Raw genomic sequence first — 15,139 nt, 5'->3', positions numbered from 1 at the left:
CGCGGGCCCCCGACCGCTGTCGCCGGGGGCCCGCGCCGCGTGATCCCCGCGTCTACGTCCGGACGACGATCACGTCGATGCCCCGCCCCGGCGGCGTCTCGACGTTGCCGGCCACGTCCGTGGCGGTGGACGTCACCCGGTAGATGCCGAGGCCGGACGGCGGCCGCACCCGCCAGGTGCAGTGCCGGTGCGTGCCGTCCGAGCAGCTGAGCCCGGCGCGTTGCACCAGGGTCGGGCCGGGCACCTTCGAGGTGAACACGACGTCCACGTGGTCGACGCCGGAGGCGTTGTCACCGGCGGTACCGGTGACGTACTGGTCGTCGTGCGGCCCGCCCGCCGGGACGGCCACGAAGATCGCCTCGGACGCGGTGGTGAAGGCCGACGTCGGCGCGGTCCGGTCGAGCCGGACGGTGTACGCCTTCTCGGTCTCCTCGTTCCCCGCCCGGTCGGTGGCGTGGAAGGTGACGACGGTCTCGCCCTCCTGGGTGATCGTCAGGGCGGCCGTGTCGGCGGGCACGGTGGTCTCCGGGGTGGTCTGGGCGCCACTCGTCCGGTAGCTGACGCCCGCGACGCCCGAGCCGCCCGGTTCGTCCACCGCGGTCAGGGTGACGTGCCCGTCGGCGGTGATCCAGCCGGCCGGATTGGTGGTCGAGCCGAGCGCGGCCGTGGTGACCGGCGGCGTCCGGTCGATCCGCACCGTGAGGGCCCTGGCGTCCTCGGTGTTCTGCGCCCGGTCGACGGAGCGGTAGGACAGCGTGTGGACGCCCGCGGTGGTGACCGGCACCGGGCCGGTGTAGCCCGTCCAGCCGCCGCCGTCCAGGTCGTACTCGGTCCGGGCGACCCCGCTGAGGTCGTCGGTGGCGCCCAGGGTGACGGTGACGTCCCCGTTGTTCCAGCCGGCGCCGTTCGGGGGCGGGTCGGCGGTGGCGGTGGTGACCGGCGCGGCGATGTCGACCGGCTGGATCTGCTGGAAGACCTGCGCGTCGGGCTCGTGGATCTTCTGCGGCGCCGGGAGGCCGGGCACGGTGGCGCCGCCGATCGCCCCGCCCTTGAGGCGGATGTGCGCCCAGTCGTCGTACCCGTCGAGCTTGACGCTCTGCACGCCGTCCTTGTTGACGTCGGAGGAGACCGTCCCCGGGTCCTTCGAACCGTTGCAGTTCCAGTCCATGTAGCCGGCCGTGTCGACCCGCGCGGCGATGAACGCACCACCGCAGTTGCGCTTGACGTCGTAGCGCACGCCGCTGCCGGTGGCCGGCGGGGACGCCTCGTCCAGGTGGGTCTCGTCGAGGGTGGTGGCGGTCCGGGAGTAGTCGACGAACCGGTCGGCCCCGTGCGGCAGGCCGTCGCCGGAGTACAGGTAGTTCATCACGCTGAAGTAGTGCGGCTTGAAGTTGAGTTCCTCGAAGCCGCCGTGCTGCAGCCCCAGGTTGTGCCCGAGTTCGTGCATCAGGTCGGTGGCCTGCTCGTTCTTGTCGCCGACCTGGCCGGTCTGGTTGCCGAGGGCGAGGACGATGTCGCTGCCGCCGTCCGGGGAGATGCCCGTCCAGGAGGTGCCGGGGACGAGCAGGTGCGCGGCCACCGCGTAGTGGAACACCGGTGCGCGGCCGGAGCTGACGAATCCTCCCTTGGCCTTCTTGATGGCGTCGAAGGCGTTCCACTGGTACCGGCTGTCGTTGTTGCAGCTGCCGTCGCCGTCGCAGGTGCCGAGGCTGGTGGTCTCGGCCAGCTGCCGGGCGCGGCTGTACCCGCCCCAGGTCTGTCCGGTGGCGAAGTTCATGGTGCTGCCGGGCCCGGCGTCGATGTGCAGGTTGACGCCGGAGCTGGGCGCACCCCGGCGCTGGACCGGCGCGTTGGCGAAGGCGTCGACGAGCAGCTTGGCCGCCGCCGCGTCGAACTGGTGGCTGTGGGCGTTGCCGGGGCTGGTGTCCTCCATCCAGTCGACCTGGATGAAGATGTCCGGCTTGTTGACGTCGGCGCCCATGGCGGGCAGGTCGATGAACTGCATTCCGCTGCCGTCGCCCGGGTCGAGGGAGACGCCGTGCTGCTTCCACTCGTCGGCGATGCCGTCGCACATCTTGGAGTTGCAGTCGAACGCGTACGTCGCGGTGGCGTCGTTGCCGTCGCCCCCGGTGCGGTTGATCTTGTAGCCGCTCGGCACCGTCTCGCTGTAGCTGTTGGAGCCGTAGAACGGGTTGTCCCAGTGGATCCGCAGGTCGGGCCCGCTCTCGCCGTCGATCGCGAAGAAGGCCGACCCCTCGGTGCCGGTCATGAAGCCGCAGGACTCCGACTCCCAGCTGGCGGACGCCCCGGCCTCGATCCGGGCGGGCGGCTCGTGGGTCCAGCACCCGTGGTCGAGGTTGTCGCTGGTCAGCACGAGCGCCCGGTCGCTGGTGTTGTTGAGGACCACCGTCGCGCTGCGGGCCGCCCGGACGGAGGCCTGGGCCGGCGGCGGCGCCGTACCGAACCCTGTTCCGGCTCCCAGCAGTGCCAGGCCGAGCACCGCCACGGCCCGCCCGGCCCGGCCGCGCCACCGCCCGCCGCGTCGTTCGTGTCTCATCCGCCCTCACTCTCCGTATCGGATCCGCCCCACGCTCACACCGTGGGGCGGCCCCCGGCCCCGGGCACCCAGGCGGAGCCCGAACGGGGAGGGAAGACGATCGAACGGCCGGACCGGCTGGCCTCCCCGAGTGAACGGGCCCCGGACGTCCGAAGGTCGAGGCCGTGAGATCACGGCAGCGGGCCCGGTCGTACCGGGGTGGGAGTCGTACCGGGCTGGGACCCGGGAGACGGAGCTCCCGCTGCCGACTCGGTGTCCGCCCGCCCTACGTCCCGGCCTGCCGGTAGAGCGTCACCAGGAGGCCGTGCACCGGCTCGCCCTCCGGATCCTCCTCGGCCTCGTCGACCAGCGCAGCCAGCGCCTTGGCGAGCTTCGCCGCCCTGGCCGGGCTGAGCCTGATGTGGCGCAGCGTCAGGAGGTGGCCGGTGGGCGAGCGGTCCAGCTCCTGGGCGACGGCACCGAACAGCGCGGCCGTGCCCTCCGCCTGCGGTTCGGCGACGAGGAGCCGTTCGGCGCTCCGCCGGTAGTACTTCTCGGTGCCGCCGCGCACTGTCCGCGTTCCCGCGTCCTGGACCAGTCCCGCCTCGCCCAGCACCCCGAGGTGGTGGGAGACCCTGCCCTTGTTCACCCCCAGCTGTGCGGCGAGCCGACTGATCGTCGACGGCCGGGCGCTGAGGGCGAAGAGCAGGCGCTGGCGCAGGGGGTGGGCGAGTGCGGTGTGCTGCCGGGACGTGCTGATCCGCTGGACGTCCTCGTCCGGTTGGTTGCTCACCCGATCAAGCGTTAAGGACGTTTGACGCTTTGGCAAGCCGCTGGTCTACTCCCTCCCATGACCTCCACCTCCACCACCTCGCTGCCCGAGCTGGACACCGCCGCCGTCGTCGAGTCGATCGCCGACCTGGTCGGCGCGAACTACGTCTTCCCCGACGTCGCCCGACAGTTGGCGGCCCTGCTGCGGCGCCGGGGCGCCGAGGGCTCCTACCGGGCCGGGACCGCGGAGGAGTTGGCCGAAGCCGTCACCGCGGACCTGCGGTCCGTCAACGGCGACCTGCACCTGGCCCTCAAGCACCACGCCGCCCCGGTGCCGCCCGAACGCGGCGCGGCCGCACTCGCCGAGATGCGCCGGGAGTTCGACGCCTCCCTGTGCGGTGTCCCGCGGGTGGAACTCCTCGACGGCGGCGTCGCGGTCCTGGAGATCGGGCCCACGATGTTCCCGCTGGACTGGGCGGCGCAGCCGCTGGCCGCGGCGCTCTCCCTGGTGGCCCCCGCCCGCGCCCTGATCCTGGACCTGCGCCGCAACACCGGCGGCGATCCGGACACCGTCGCCTTCGTCTGCGGCTACCTCCTCGACGGCCGCACCCACCTCAACACCATGCTCTCGCGACAGGGCGAGCTGGCCGAGCAGTCCTGGACTCCCCCGTTCGTCCCGGGCGCCCGCTTCGGCGGCAGCAAGCCGCTCTCCGTCCTGACGAGCGGGAACACCTTCTCCGCGGCCGAGGAGCTCGCCTACGACCTGCAGCAGCTCGGACGCGCCGAGGTCGTCGGGGAGGCCACCCGGGGCGGCGCGCACCCGCGGGAGGGCTGGACGGTGCACCCGCACCTGGAGCTCAGCGTGCCCGTCGCCCGCGCGGTCAACCCGGTCTCGGGCACCAACTGGGAGGGCACCGGCGTCCGCCCCGACGTCCCGTGCGACGCCGGGGCGGCGCTGGACCGCGCGCTGGCCCGGACGGTGGCGCGCCTGGCCTGACCCGCACTGCACGACGGGCCCGGGCCGGAGCGCACGCCGGCCCGGGCCCGAGCTGTTGTCGCTAACCCTTCGGCGGGAACGCCCGGTCAGCAGCCGAAGCTGATCGATCTGAAGGTCGCGTAGTGGTCTCCGGTGTAGTAGTCCTCGTGGTAGCGCTTGCCGGTGACGATCCGGCGGGCGCCACGGGTCGGCGAGCCGGGCGTGACCACGGTGTACTCGTGGTAGTAGCCGTACGACTGGTTCGGCAGCACGCGCTCCTTGTTCTGGAACACCACGCCGTCCTGGCTGTACGGGAACGGCCCGTCGGAGGCGATCAGGTTGAGCGTGGTCCGGGCCTGCGAGGGCAGCGCGGTCAGGCAGACCGAGCCGCTCACCGCGGCGTGCGCCTCGGTGGCGACCGCGACGGGGGCCAGGGTGGTCAGGGTGACGGCGGCGGCGGCGACAGCGCGAGTCGTCCACGCGCGTAGAGTGCGGGTCATGACAACCAGCATGGCGACCTCCGGAGCCGGCCGGAAGCCCTGATCCAACTCTTCACCTCGGGTCAACTCGGCGTACCGGCACAGGCCTTGACCTGGTCAGCGGCCGTTGGGGGAGGCTGTCGGAGCGGCCGGGGCGGCTCGGCGTTCCCGGAGGCGGACGGCGCCGAGCAGCAGCCCGGCCAGTTCGTCGACCACCTGGTCGAGCGTGGCCTCGAACTGGCCGGCCGTCCAGTCGTGCAGCAGGCCGTTGACGGCGCCGATGAAGGCCGTCGCGGCGATCCGGTGGTCCCGGGGGGCGATCTCGCCCCGGGCGGCGGCCGCCGCGGCCTCGGCGAGGATCAGCTCCACCCAGCGGGCGCGCCGGAGGAGCCGCTGGCGTTCCAGCGCCGCGCTCACGCCGACGATCTCCACGAAGGTGATCCGCAGTCGGCGCGGATCGCGGGTGACGGCGGTGACGTAGGCCCGCAGGACGACCGTGACGCGCTGCGCGAAGCCGTCCGCCGCCGCGTCGGCGAGGGCCCGGACGACCTCCTGCTCGGTGAGGTCGTTGACCCGCAGGTGCAGTCGGGCGAGGACGTCCTCCAGGTTGCGGAACTCCTCGTAGAACTGCCGCGTGGAGAGCCCGGCGGCCTCGCAGAGCGCCGTCACCGAGGAGGCGCGGTAGCCGGGGCCGGCGCCGAACAGTTCCAGCCCGGCCGCGAGGAAGCGCTCGCGGCGCTCCGCCCGCCGCTCCTGCGCGGACCTGCCGCCGTACGTGCCCGTGGCCGTGCCCATCCGCGCCCGCCCCTCTCCGCTCCGAACACCGTCCCGGGACGATTGTCGGTGACCGGGGTCTTGCCAGGCGGCCGCACCCCTCCCTACCGTCGGGTAGCGCAATCTGACAAACCGTCTTTTCAGACTTCGTGACACCGCGAAGGAGCGACGATGCCCCGGTCAGGTTCCCGACGCCGTCCAGGCGTCCGATCCCTCTGCACCCTGGCGGCCGCCCTCGGCCTGCTGCTGCCGGCCGCCGCCACCGGCCACGCCACCACGCCCGCGGCACTCCGGGAGGTGATGTTCGTCGGCAACAACTGGGAGGGCACGGCCGACGCCATCGAGCCCTCCGGCGCCCTCACCAGGATCGGGCGGATCGACGTCATCCCCGACAAGGACCAGCGCCTCGCCGAGATCTACCTCGACCCGGTCAGGCTCGGCTACTTCCTCGGCATCCGGCTCGGCCCGGGCGAGGGCCACGACCAGTTCGTCGACGACATGTACACCACCCCGGACGGCTCCGCCCTGGTCGTCTCGCGCCCCAGCTTCGCCGACGTGGTGTCCCTGGACCTCGCCACCGGGCGGATCAACTGGCGCTTCCCCGTGGCCGGTTACCGCGCCGACCACATGGCGCTCTCCCCCGACGGCACCCGGGTCGCCGTGTCCGCCTCCACCGCGAACACCGTGCACGTCCTGGACGTCAGGACCGGCGCCCAGCTCGGCTCCTTCCGCACCGGCGACAAGCCGCACGAGAACATCTTCACCGACGGCGGCCGACAGCTCTGGAACATGTCCATCGGCAACGTCGAGACCGCCCTCGACGCACCGTGGCTGGACTGGACGAAGGGCGACCGGCACATCACCGTCGTAGACGCGGCCACGTTCGCCCCGATCAGGGTCATCGACATGCGCAGACGGCTGGACGACGCCGGCCTCGGCGGGCTCTCCAACGCCGTCCGCCCCGCTGTCTTCTCGCCCGACGGCTCCCGGCTCTACTTCCAGGTGTCCTTCTTCAACGGCTTCCTGGAGTACGACGTCGCCGCGGACCGGATCACCCGGGTGAAGACGCTGCCGGGCAGCCCGGGCACCGACGGGGACCGCACCACCTGGCCCAACGACTCCCGCCACCACGGCCTGTCGATCAGCCCGTCGGGCGACAAGCTCTGCGTCGCGGGCACCGTCGACGACTACGCCACCGTCGTCGACCGCGCCACGCTCCAGGAGGGCCCGCTCGTCCCGGCCTCCAAGCCCTACTGGGCGACGGTCAGCGGGGACGGCCGGTCCTGCCTGATCTCGGAGAGCGGCGCCGACCAGGTCACCGCGATCGACTTCGCGACCGGGCGCAAGACCGCCTCGGTCTCCGTCGGCCGCCACCCCCAGCGGGTCCGGCCCGGCCGCGTTCCCAGCGGCTGGACCGGACCGGCCACGGGCTGAGGCCCGGCGCCTCGCCGGGGCCGGGCCTCAGCCCGGCCCCGGGGCCGCCGATCAGCCGCGGATCAGCCGCGCGACAGCACCAGGGACTGCACCGCCGGGAGCCGGCGCCAGTCGCTGGAGACGATGCTGGCGTGCGCCCCCGCCAGCTGCTGGGTGCGCGCCCGGGCCTGGTCGGCCGTCGGGTCGGTGGCGCTGATGGCGGGCGCCACGTTGTGGGCGTCCGTCATCACCAGCAGGTAGTGCGAGCGGTCGTACCATCCGGTGTCGATGCCGTTGACGTAGGTCGCCGCGTCGCCGTCGAAGACCACGAACCAGGGCCGGATGCCGGCGTCCGCGCCGGTGTACGCGCTGCGCGGGTCGCCGGCGGCGGCGCCGTGCACGGCCGGGAACAGCTGGGCGTCCTTGATCCGGCCGGCGGCCGCGAGGTCGCGCAGGTGGCGGCCGTACTCGACGTCGGTGTGCAGGGTGTCGAAGGGGTTGCCCTCCTCGACGGTGCCCGGGATCGCGTAGAGCAGGACCCGGCCGGCGAGCGCCGAACGGCTGGGCCAGTTGCCGGCCCGCACCGCCTCGTCGACGCTGGCGTACGCGCCGCCGCCGGGCTTGGTCAGCAGGTCGGCCGGGCGCAGCACCGCCGGGCCGAGGTGGGCGGCGATCAGCGCGTCCAGCTCCTTGGGGCCCATCCCGTGGTTGGCGGAGAAGCCCGCCTTCAGCTCCAGCTTGACGACCAGCGGGCCGGCCGCCGGGTGGGCCGCGAGCCAGACCCGGACGTCGTCGAGGCAGTTCTCCAGGTTCTTGTTGGCGCCGCCGCCGTACAGCTGCGCCGGGGTGGTGGCGGCGGTGCAGTTGTTGGAGTTGCCGAGCGGGTTGGAGTGGCTGACCTTCCACTCCTTGGTGACGATGTCGGTCCAGACGTCCAGCTCGATCATGCCGGTGCCGGTGTCCAGCCCCTGGGCGAGGTAGGGGTAGGCGGCCGGGTCGTAGGTGTTGTGCAGGCCCACGGTGGTGGCCGAGCCGAACGGCAGGTCGCCGGCGGCGCCCTCGGCCGCGTCGGCCGACGCCGTCGAGATCAGGGCCGCCGAGGCTGCGAGCAGGCCGGCGGCCAGGAAACCGGCCGTGATACGGCGTGCGGTCATGGGTGTTGTCCCCCCGGGTCGAGATGTGCCTTCCGACGGCCCCTCCCGGACCGCCCCGCGAAGCATCGCCCACCCGGGCGTGCGCGGGGTGAAGAAGACACGACAATGTCGTGACGAGAATAGCGGGCGGGTCCCGACCGGCTGCGAGCGGCCTCCGGTCACCGGCCCGGGCGGTCGGGGCCCGCCCCGCGCCACGCCCTGCGGCGGGGAACCACGGCGCTGTCAGGGGCCCGGGTTAGGGTGCCCGCACGCGGTGCGGCCACCTTCGCACCGGAGCGTCGAGCACTGGAGGAACTCCCGTGTCCCTGGTCCGTGTCCACAACTTCTCGATCTCCCTCGACGGCTACGGGACGGGCGAGGGGCAGACCCTCGACTCCCCGTTCGGCCACGCCGGCACCCGGCTGCACCAGTGGTTCTTCGGGACCCGGACGTTCCGCCGGATGCAGGGCCTGGAGGGCGGCGAGACCGGCGTCGACGACGCGATGGCCCGCACCTGGGCCGACGGCATCGGCGCGGAGATCATGGGGCGCAACAAGTTCGGCCCGCAGCGCGGCCCGTGGCAGGACGAGGACTGGAAGGGCTGGTGGGGCGCCAACCCCCCGTTCCACACCCCGGTGTTCGTGCTGACCCACCACCCCCGCCCGACCGTGGAGATGGAGGGCGGGACGACCTTCCACTTCCTCGACGCCACCCCGGAGGAGGCGCTGCGCCGCGCCCGGGAGGCGGCGGGCGGCCAGGACGTCCGGATCGGCGGCGGCCCCGGTACGGTGCGCGCCTTCCTGGAGGCCGACCTGATCGACCACCTGCACGTCGTCGTGGTGCCGATCGTGCTGGGCCGCGGGGAGTCGCTCTGGGCCGGGCTGGAGGGCGTCGAGGAGCGCTTCCGCACCGAGGCGGTGAGCAGCCCGAGCGGCGTGACCCACGTCACCTTCACCCGCAGGTAGGCCGGTGGGCCGGCCCGGCCGGGCGTACCGGCGGGGCCCGGCGTACGGGCGAGAACGGCCGGTGGCCTCCCCGCGGGTGCGGGGAGGCCACCGGCCGTCGGCCGTGCCGTCCGGGTCAGACCCGGTCGGCCGCGATCAGGACGTACTGGAACGAGCCGTCCTTGTAGGAGTTGATGAACGCCTCCTCGATGCCGGTGACCAGCGAGGAGGTCGCGCGCAGCTCCCAGTAGGGCAGGGTCGCCGGGGTGAGGTCGATGACGGCCTGCGGGACGAGCCGGTTGTCGGCCATCGCCCGCAGGTACTCCCGGCGGGAGTGGATGTTGCACTCGAAGTGGGCGTTGATCTGCGAGACCCACTTGGAGGGCTGCCCGTACGCCGGGTTCCAGCAGCCGGTGATGGTCACGTAGCGGCCGCCCACCGAGAGGACCCGGGAGTGCTCGGCGAACAGGTCGTGCAGGTCCACGTACATGCTGGACTCGTTGTTCCAGGAACCCGCGATCTGGCCGGTCTCGAAGGGCATGTCGAGCATGTTGCAGACCTGGGAGCGGACGAAGTCCCCGATGCCCAGCTCGTCGGCGCGGTTGTTGCCGAACTCGGCCTGCTTCGCGGAGAGGGTGACGCCCCGGACCCGGCAGCCGAAGCGCTGGTGGGCCATCACCATGGACCCGCCGCGGCCGCAGCCGGCGTCGACCAGGGTGTCGCCGGGCCGGATCGGGCCCAGGTGGTCGAGGAGCAACTCGGCCTGGGCGGACTCCAGGCGGTGCAGCTCGGTGATCACCTTCTTCTCCCGCTCGCTGTCGGCCGGGTCGCCGATGGCGGCCTGGTCGACGTCGCCGATGCCGTAGTGGTGGTGGTACAGGCCGTCCACGTCACCGAGGCGGAGGTTGACCGGCCGGGCCTCGTGGTCCCAGTACCGCGCGATGTCGCCCTGGTAGGGAGTCGCCGGGCCGGGGATCGCGGCGTTCTGGATGGTGAGGTCATCGGTCAGGGACATGCGTCAGCTCCTAGCGGGTGGTTATCGGTGGTGGCACGCGGGCGTGCCGGGGAGGTGCTGGTGGCCGGACGTGCCGGGGCCGCCGGGGCGGTCACCAGAAGTCGGGCAGGGTGTAGCGGTAGGAGTTGGTCTGGTGCCAGTGGTGGTTGCCGTCCAGCCAGGCGGCCACGCCGCGCAGGAAGCGCACCAGGGTCGGCACCGGGCAGGCCGCGGCCAGAGCGGCCGCCTCGGCCTCGAAGGCGTGCATCAGCTCGTTGTGGACCTCGACCGCCTTGAGGTAGGCCTCCTTGTGCGGGACGCCCTCGCGCCGGGAGATCACCACCGGCAGGTTCAGGTGCAGTCCGGGGCTGGACAGCTCCTTGGTGTAGGAGTACAGGTCGTTGACGATCGTGGTGGCGTTCCCGGCCAGCGCGATCACCCGCTGCATGGCCGGCAGCGCGTGGAGTTCGGCGGGCAGCTCGTAGCCGCCGACGGTGTCGGTGATCGTCGGGCAGGGCCGGAAGTTGTTGAACTGGCGCATGGCCAGGTACTCCCACACCTCCGGGACGTGGTCCGTCTCGTCCCAGGCGGCCTCGGCCAGGTACCCCAGGTGCAGCCGCGCCATGTCGTGCCGGAAGCGGTCCGCCTGCGAGGGCGTGGAGGCGCGGGTGAAGTACTGCATCGCCGAGTGGTACGCCCGCCGGGGCGGGTCCTCAGCGAGCGAGGCCTCCCACGCGGGGTGGTACTCCGCCGTGGTGTGCAGCGGGTCGAGCGCGGTGTGCGCGAGCAGCAGGCGGCCGCCCAGGCCGACCGGCGAGCCGCCGAGGTCCTCGCAGTAGCAGTCGTCCACCGCGTTCTCGGCGACCATCAGACGGGCCGCGAGCATCAGGTGGTCGGTGCTGGGCGCGTCGGGGTGGCAGGCCACCATGTAGCGCCCGGTGGAGAACCCGTCGAAGTCCTTCTCCCACTCCACCGGGTAGAGCTGGATCTCGTCGATCGCCCAGGCCTTGATCCTGAGGCTGAGCTCCTCCACGCGCGCCGGGTCGGGCTCGGCGATCGGGTGGTGGTAGAGGCCCGGGATCGGGTCCCCCGGCTGCGGCTTGCCGGCACCCGTCGGTGCGGCCGCCGCGGGCGCGCTCGGGTCGGCTGCACTGGGGGCGCTCGCGGTGGGTGTCGCCGCCCCGAACGGAGCCGGTACGGGCGCGGTCGGGATCGCGGGGGTCGGCGCCGGCCCGGCCGGCACGGGCTCGGCCGCAGACGGGGCGAACGGCGTCAACTGCAGCCCGGCGGTGCCCAGTCCGCTGGGTCCGCGCAGGATCCGCTCGATCGCCGGTGAGCTCATGACCCCACCGCCGGGGCGACGCGCTCGGGCCGTCGCCCGGGTGGTGTGTCCGATCTGGTGCACAGGGGCATGGAGCCTCCTCTGGTGAAGGATCGCAAGATATGACGGGTTGTCACCTCGTCCGCGGAGCAGGGGTTCTTCGCGCCTGGCCCCGTCTCGCTCGCTTCCCAACCGTAGGCGTGCGGGGCCGTCCGGAATCGCAACGGACGATCTTCTACACCCGATTAGGTGAACGTATGGGCGTACGGCGTTTGAAACGCCCCTTCGTCATGCATTGGTAAACCCGCGCTCCGGGCAGGCACTCCGCGCGCCCCCGCAGGCACGACTCCGACGTCGACGCCCGGCCGGCGGCCGGAACGTGCGCACCGGTCACATGACTCGCGCACGTCCCTTCCGTTCCGAGTACGGATCTGACACCATCGTCCGCTATCCGGTGATCATGGGCGGGCGGGCACCGGCCCGGGGCTCCCGACGGGCACTCGGCCGGGCGGACCCTCGCCGCGGGTCCGGTTCGACGGGCCCACGGGCACCGGCGCGAACCACCAGGGGGAGGAACGGGATGGACGGGTCCGTCGGACGCGGTCTGCGGCAGGCGGCCGCCGGGCTGCGGCACCTGGAGGAGAGGTGACCGCTCCGGCCGACACCCGCGCCCCGGACGCCGACACCGCCCGGCCGGCCGGCGGACACCGGCCCGCGCCCTGGGTCCGCACCCGGCTGCGCTCGGGCCGGACGGCCGCCCTGCTCATGGCGGCGCTCGCGTTCGGCACCGTGCTGCTCGCCGCCGCGCTCCCGCGCGTCCTGGACCGGGGCGCGGACGAGGCGTTGCACGGTTTCCTGAAGGACCGCGGCCCCTCCTGGAACATCCTGCTCGCCACCGCCAACCACCGGTCCGACGCCGCCGACCTCGACGAGGTCGCGCGGACGCTCGGCTCCCGCCCCGGGACGACCTTCCGCTACGCGGCGTCCGGCCCGGTCTACGGGGCACGCGGCGACGAACCCCGCGAGCTGGACAACCCCGGCTACGCCCGCCCCGACGGCCTCCGGCCCAAGGTCGGCCTGGTCTACCTCCAGGGCATCACCACCCGGGTCACCGTGGTGGCGGGCACCTGGCCGGCGGGCGACGGCGGCCGCGGGCCGGTGCCGATCGCGCTCAGCAAGGCCGCGGCCACCACCATCGGCATCGGCCTCGGCGACGTCCTCCAAGGCGGCGAGGGACCGGACCGGGAACTGGCCCGGGTGGTCGGCCTCTACACCGTCGACGACCCGCACGACCCGTACTGGGCCGACCTCGGCTGCGTCGACCGCGCCTGCGTGCGGGGGAACCCCCACCTCCTCCTCGCAGCCGACGGGATCGTCGCCGCGGACGGCCTGGACAGGCTCGCCGACTGGGGCGTCCACACGACCGACTTCTGGCGCCTGCCGGTCGACACCGGAGCCCTGCACGCGCGCCGACTGCCCGAGACCAGGCGGGAGATCGCCGGGTACACCGGCGGCTCCACCGTCGTCGGGCTGGCCACCGCCACCGGCCGCAACGACCTGACGATCTCCTCACAGCTGCCCGCCGCCTTCGACCGGGCCATCGCCCGGCAGGGCGCCGTGACACCGCTCGCCGCGATCGGCCCGGCCGGACTGACCGGGGTCGCCGCCGTGGTTCTCCTCCTCACCGCCGGCCTGACCACCGAACGGCGCGCGGCCGAACTGCGGCTGCTCCGGGCCCGCGGCGGCTCGCGCGGCGGAATCCTCCTGCGCCTGCTCGGCGAGGGCGCGGTGACCGTACTGCCCGCCGCCGCGGCCGCGACCGCCCTGGCCCTCCTGCTGGTGCCCACCCCGCGCTGGACGGACGCCGCCCTGGCGGCCGCCGCCACCACCCTGATCGCCCTGCTGGCGTTCCCCGCCCGCGCGGCCCTGTTCCGGTCCGCGCCGCGCCCGGGGAACGGGGGCCGCCGCCTCGTCGCCGAACTCCTGGTGCTGGCCGTCACCGCCGCGGCCGCCCTGGAGGTCCGCCGCCGCGGCCTCGCGCCCACCGGCGCGGGCCTTGACCCGCTGCTGGTCGCGGCACCGCTGCTGCTCGCCGTCACCGGTGGCCTCGTGCTCGCCAGGCTCCAGCCCGTCGCGGTCGGGGCACTCGCCCGAAGCGCCGGACGGCTCCCCGGCCTGGTCGGCTTCCTCGGCCTGGCCCGCGCGGCCCGCGGCCCCGGCGGTCGGGGCCGCCCCTCCCTGCTGCCGATGCTCGCGCTGACCCTCGCCGTCACCACGGCCGGGTTCGGGGCCACCGTGCTGGACGCCGTCGAAGGTGCCCGGGTGCGCGCCTCCCGGACCGTCGTCGGCGGGGACGCGGCCGTCGGTGCGCCGACCGGCGCCTCACTGCCGTCCCGGTTCACCGAGGCGGCCGCCGCACTGCCCGGAGTCCGGCTCGCCACCGGCGTCTGGTGGGAGAGCGAGGTGTACCTGCTCGGCAGCGACGTCGGGCCGACCAGGGTCAGCGCCCTGGTCGTCGACCCGCAGGCCTACGCCGAACTCTCCCGCAGCGTCGGCCGCGGCGCGTTCGACCCGGCCGCCCTCACCGGCGCCGGCGGAGCCGACGCGCCGGTACCCGCCCTCTTCAGCACCGCCCTGGGGGACCGGTTCAGCGGTGGCGGCTACCGGTTGCGGTGGCCCGACGGCTGGGAGCTCGGCACCGCCGACGCCGGCCGGATCGCCACCACCCCCGCGCTGGTCGGGGACGACCGCAGGTTCGTCGTGCTGCCGGCCGGCCCCGCGAGCGCCCGGCTCCCCCAGCCCGGGCAGCCCAACCTGTGGTTCGCCGTGGGCGACGTCGACGAGAAGGAGCTGACCCGGCTGGTGCGCGAGACGGCGCCGCCGGTGGCCTGGCGGCTCACCCTCGGCGAGCACCCCGGTGAGGCCCTCTCCGCCGAGGCGAGCGGGGCCGTGTCGCCGTCCGCCGTCGCGCCCTCCGCCGTCGCACCGTCCGCCGTCGCACCGTCCGCCGTCGCGCCCGGGGCGGGCGCGGGCACCGGGGCCGCGGCCGACGGCGCCTCCGGGCCGTCCGGGAGCGCCGGGGCTGCCGGGGCCGTCAGCCTGCCGAACGGCTACCGGGTGCACACCGCCACCGCCCTGGCCGCCGAGCTCGCCGCCGACCCGCTGCAGCGCTCGGCCACCCGGCTGTTCTGGGCGGCAGTGGTCGGCACCGCCGGATTCGCGCTGCTCGCCGTCCTGCTGACGCTGGTCCGGACCGCCCCCGAACGCGCCGCGCTGCTCGCCCGGCTGCGCACCCTGGGCCTGCGCCCGCGCCAGGGCCTGGCCCTGATCCTCGTCGAGACCCTGCCGCAGACCCTCGTCGCGGCCGTCGGCGGCGGAGTGGCGGCACTGGCCGCGACCGCCCTGCTCGGGCCGGCGTTCGACCTCTCCGCCCTGGTCGGCACCGACGTCCCGCCGGGGCTGCGGCCCGCGCTGGTGCCGGTCCTGCTCCAGGTGCTCGGTCTGACGGCCCTGGTCACCGCCGGTGTGCTCGCCGAGGCACTGGTCTCCGGGCGGCGCGGTATCACCTCCGAGCTACGGGCGGGGGACCGGCACTGACGAACGGTGCGCCGGTCCGGCCACACGGCCGGGGCGGGCGACAGCGACGGCGAGGGTGACACGGTCATGCGGCACACGGTCACGCGACGGACCGGCGGCGAGAGGCATGACGAGGCATCAGCACGCCGCGTGGCGGCCGCGGAGGAGCGCCACGAGGAGGAGGGCGAACCCGCCGATCGGCCCGTGGTCGGAGTACGAACC

Annotated in this window: 11 protein-coding genes; 4 read left to right on the top strand and 7 right to left on the bottom strand. The window is 74.0% G+C overall.

Translation table 11 applies throughout. The annotated features are described in order from the left end of the window. Positions 1-52: 52 nt before the first annotated feature. The gene (locus ACIRS1_RS18555) at positions 53-2,557 is read right to left on the bottom strand and encodes an OmpL47-type beta-barrel domain-containing protein (protein WP_402840848.1); all 2,505 of its coding nucleotides are present in this window, start codon (positions 2,555-2,557) and stop codon (positions 53-55) included. A gap of 265 nt (positions 2,558-2,822) precedes the next feature. After that, positions 2,823-3,329 (bottom strand): ArsR/SmtB family transcription factor, encoded by a 507-nt coding sequence (locus tag ACIRS1_RS18550; RefSeq protein ID WP_402840845.1) that lies wholly within the window; start codon positions 3,327-3,329, stop codon positions 2,823-2,825. A 57-nt stretch (positions 3,330-3,386) separates the two neighbouring features. Here ACIRS1_RS18550 and ACIRS1_RS18545 point away from each other — a divergent pair, with 57 nt between their 5' ends. After that, complete coding sequence (locus ACIRS1_RS18545) at positions 3,387-4,304, top strand: S41 family peptidase (RefSeq protein WP_402840843.1); 918 nt, start codon at positions 3,387-3,389, stop codon at positions 4,302-4,304. Between the two features lie 86 nt (positions 4,305-4,390). On the opposite strand, the gene ACIRS1_RS18540 is transcribed toward ACIRS1_RS18545, so the two are convergent. Continuing rightward, entirely contained in the window at positions 4,391-4,783 is a 393-nt protein-coding gene (locus tag ACIRS1_RS18540) for a ribonuclease domain-containing protein (RefSeq protein WP_402840842.1), read from the bottom strand. 96 nt (positions 4,784-4,879) lie between these two features. Continuing rightward, positions 4,880-5,557 (bottom strand): TetR/AcrR family transcriptional regulator, encoded by a 678-nt coding sequence (locus tag ACIRS1_RS18535; RefSeq protein WP_402840839.1) that lies wholly within the window; start codon positions 5,555-5,557, stop codon positions 4,880-4,882. Positions 5,558-5,707: 150 nt separating this feature from the next. On the opposite strand from ACIRS1_RS18535, the gene ACIRS1_RS18530 reads away from it, so the two are divergent. Continuing rightward, positions 5,708-6,970, top strand: a complete 1,263-nt coding sequence (locus tag ACIRS1_RS18530) for a YncE family protein (protein WP_402840836.1) — start codon at positions 5,708-5,710, stop codon at positions 6,968-6,970. A 62-nt stretch (positions 6,971-7,032) separates the two neighbouring features. On the opposite strand, the gene ACIRS1_RS18525 is transcribed toward ACIRS1_RS18530, so the two are convergent. Then, positions 7,033-8,103, bottom strand: coding sequence for a phosphatidylinositol-specific phospholipase C domain-containing protein (locus tag ACIRS1_RS18525; protein WP_402840833.1), 1,071 nt, complete (start codon positions 8,101-8,103; stop codon positions 7,033-7,035). A gap of 299 nt (positions 8,104-8,402) precedes the next feature. Here ACIRS1_RS18525 and ACIRS1_RS18520 point away from each other — a divergent pair, with 299 nt between their 5' ends. Beyond that, on the top strand, positions 8,403-9,047 hold the full coding sequence (locus ACIRS1_RS18520) for a dihydrofolate reductase family protein (RefSeq protein WP_387904754.1): 645 nt from the start codon (positions 8,403-8,405) through the stop codon (positions 9,045-9,047). 115 nt (positions 9,048-9,162) lie between these two features. Here the strand turns inward: ACIRS1_RS18520 and ACIRS1_RS18515 are convergent, their stop codons facing one another. After that, entirely contained in the window at positions 9,163-10,041 is an 879-nt protein-coding gene (locus tag ACIRS1_RS18515) for a geranyl diphosphate 2-C-methyltransferase (protein ID WP_402840829.1), read from the bottom strand. 91 nt (positions 10,042-10,132) lie between these two features. Next, positions 10,133-11,362, bottom strand: coding sequence for a family 2 encapsulin nanocompartment cargo protein terpene cyclase (locus ACIRS1_RS18510; protein WP_402840826.1), 1,230 nt, complete (start codon positions 11,360-11,362; stop codon positions 10,133-10,135). A 624-nt stretch (positions 11,363-11,986) separates the two neighbouring features. Here ACIRS1_RS18510 and ACIRS1_RS18505 point away from each other — a divergent pair. Beyond that, positions 11,987-14,938, top strand: a complete 2,952-nt coding sequence (locus ACIRS1_RS18505) for a hypothetical protein (RefSeq protein WP_402840823.1) — start codon at positions 11,987-11,989, stop codon at positions 14,936-14,938. The last annotated feature ends 201 nt before the right edge of the window (positions 14,939-15,139 follow it).

The sequence above is a fragment of the Kitasatospora sp. NPDC101176 genome (genome assembly GCF_044768035.1).
In the GTDB taxonomy this organism is placed as follows: Bacteria; Actinomycetota; Actinomycetes; order Streptomycetales; family Streptomycetaceae; genus Kitasatospora.
Note: the sequence above shows the minus strand (reverse complement) of the source record. Positions and strands in the feature narration are given on the sequence as shown.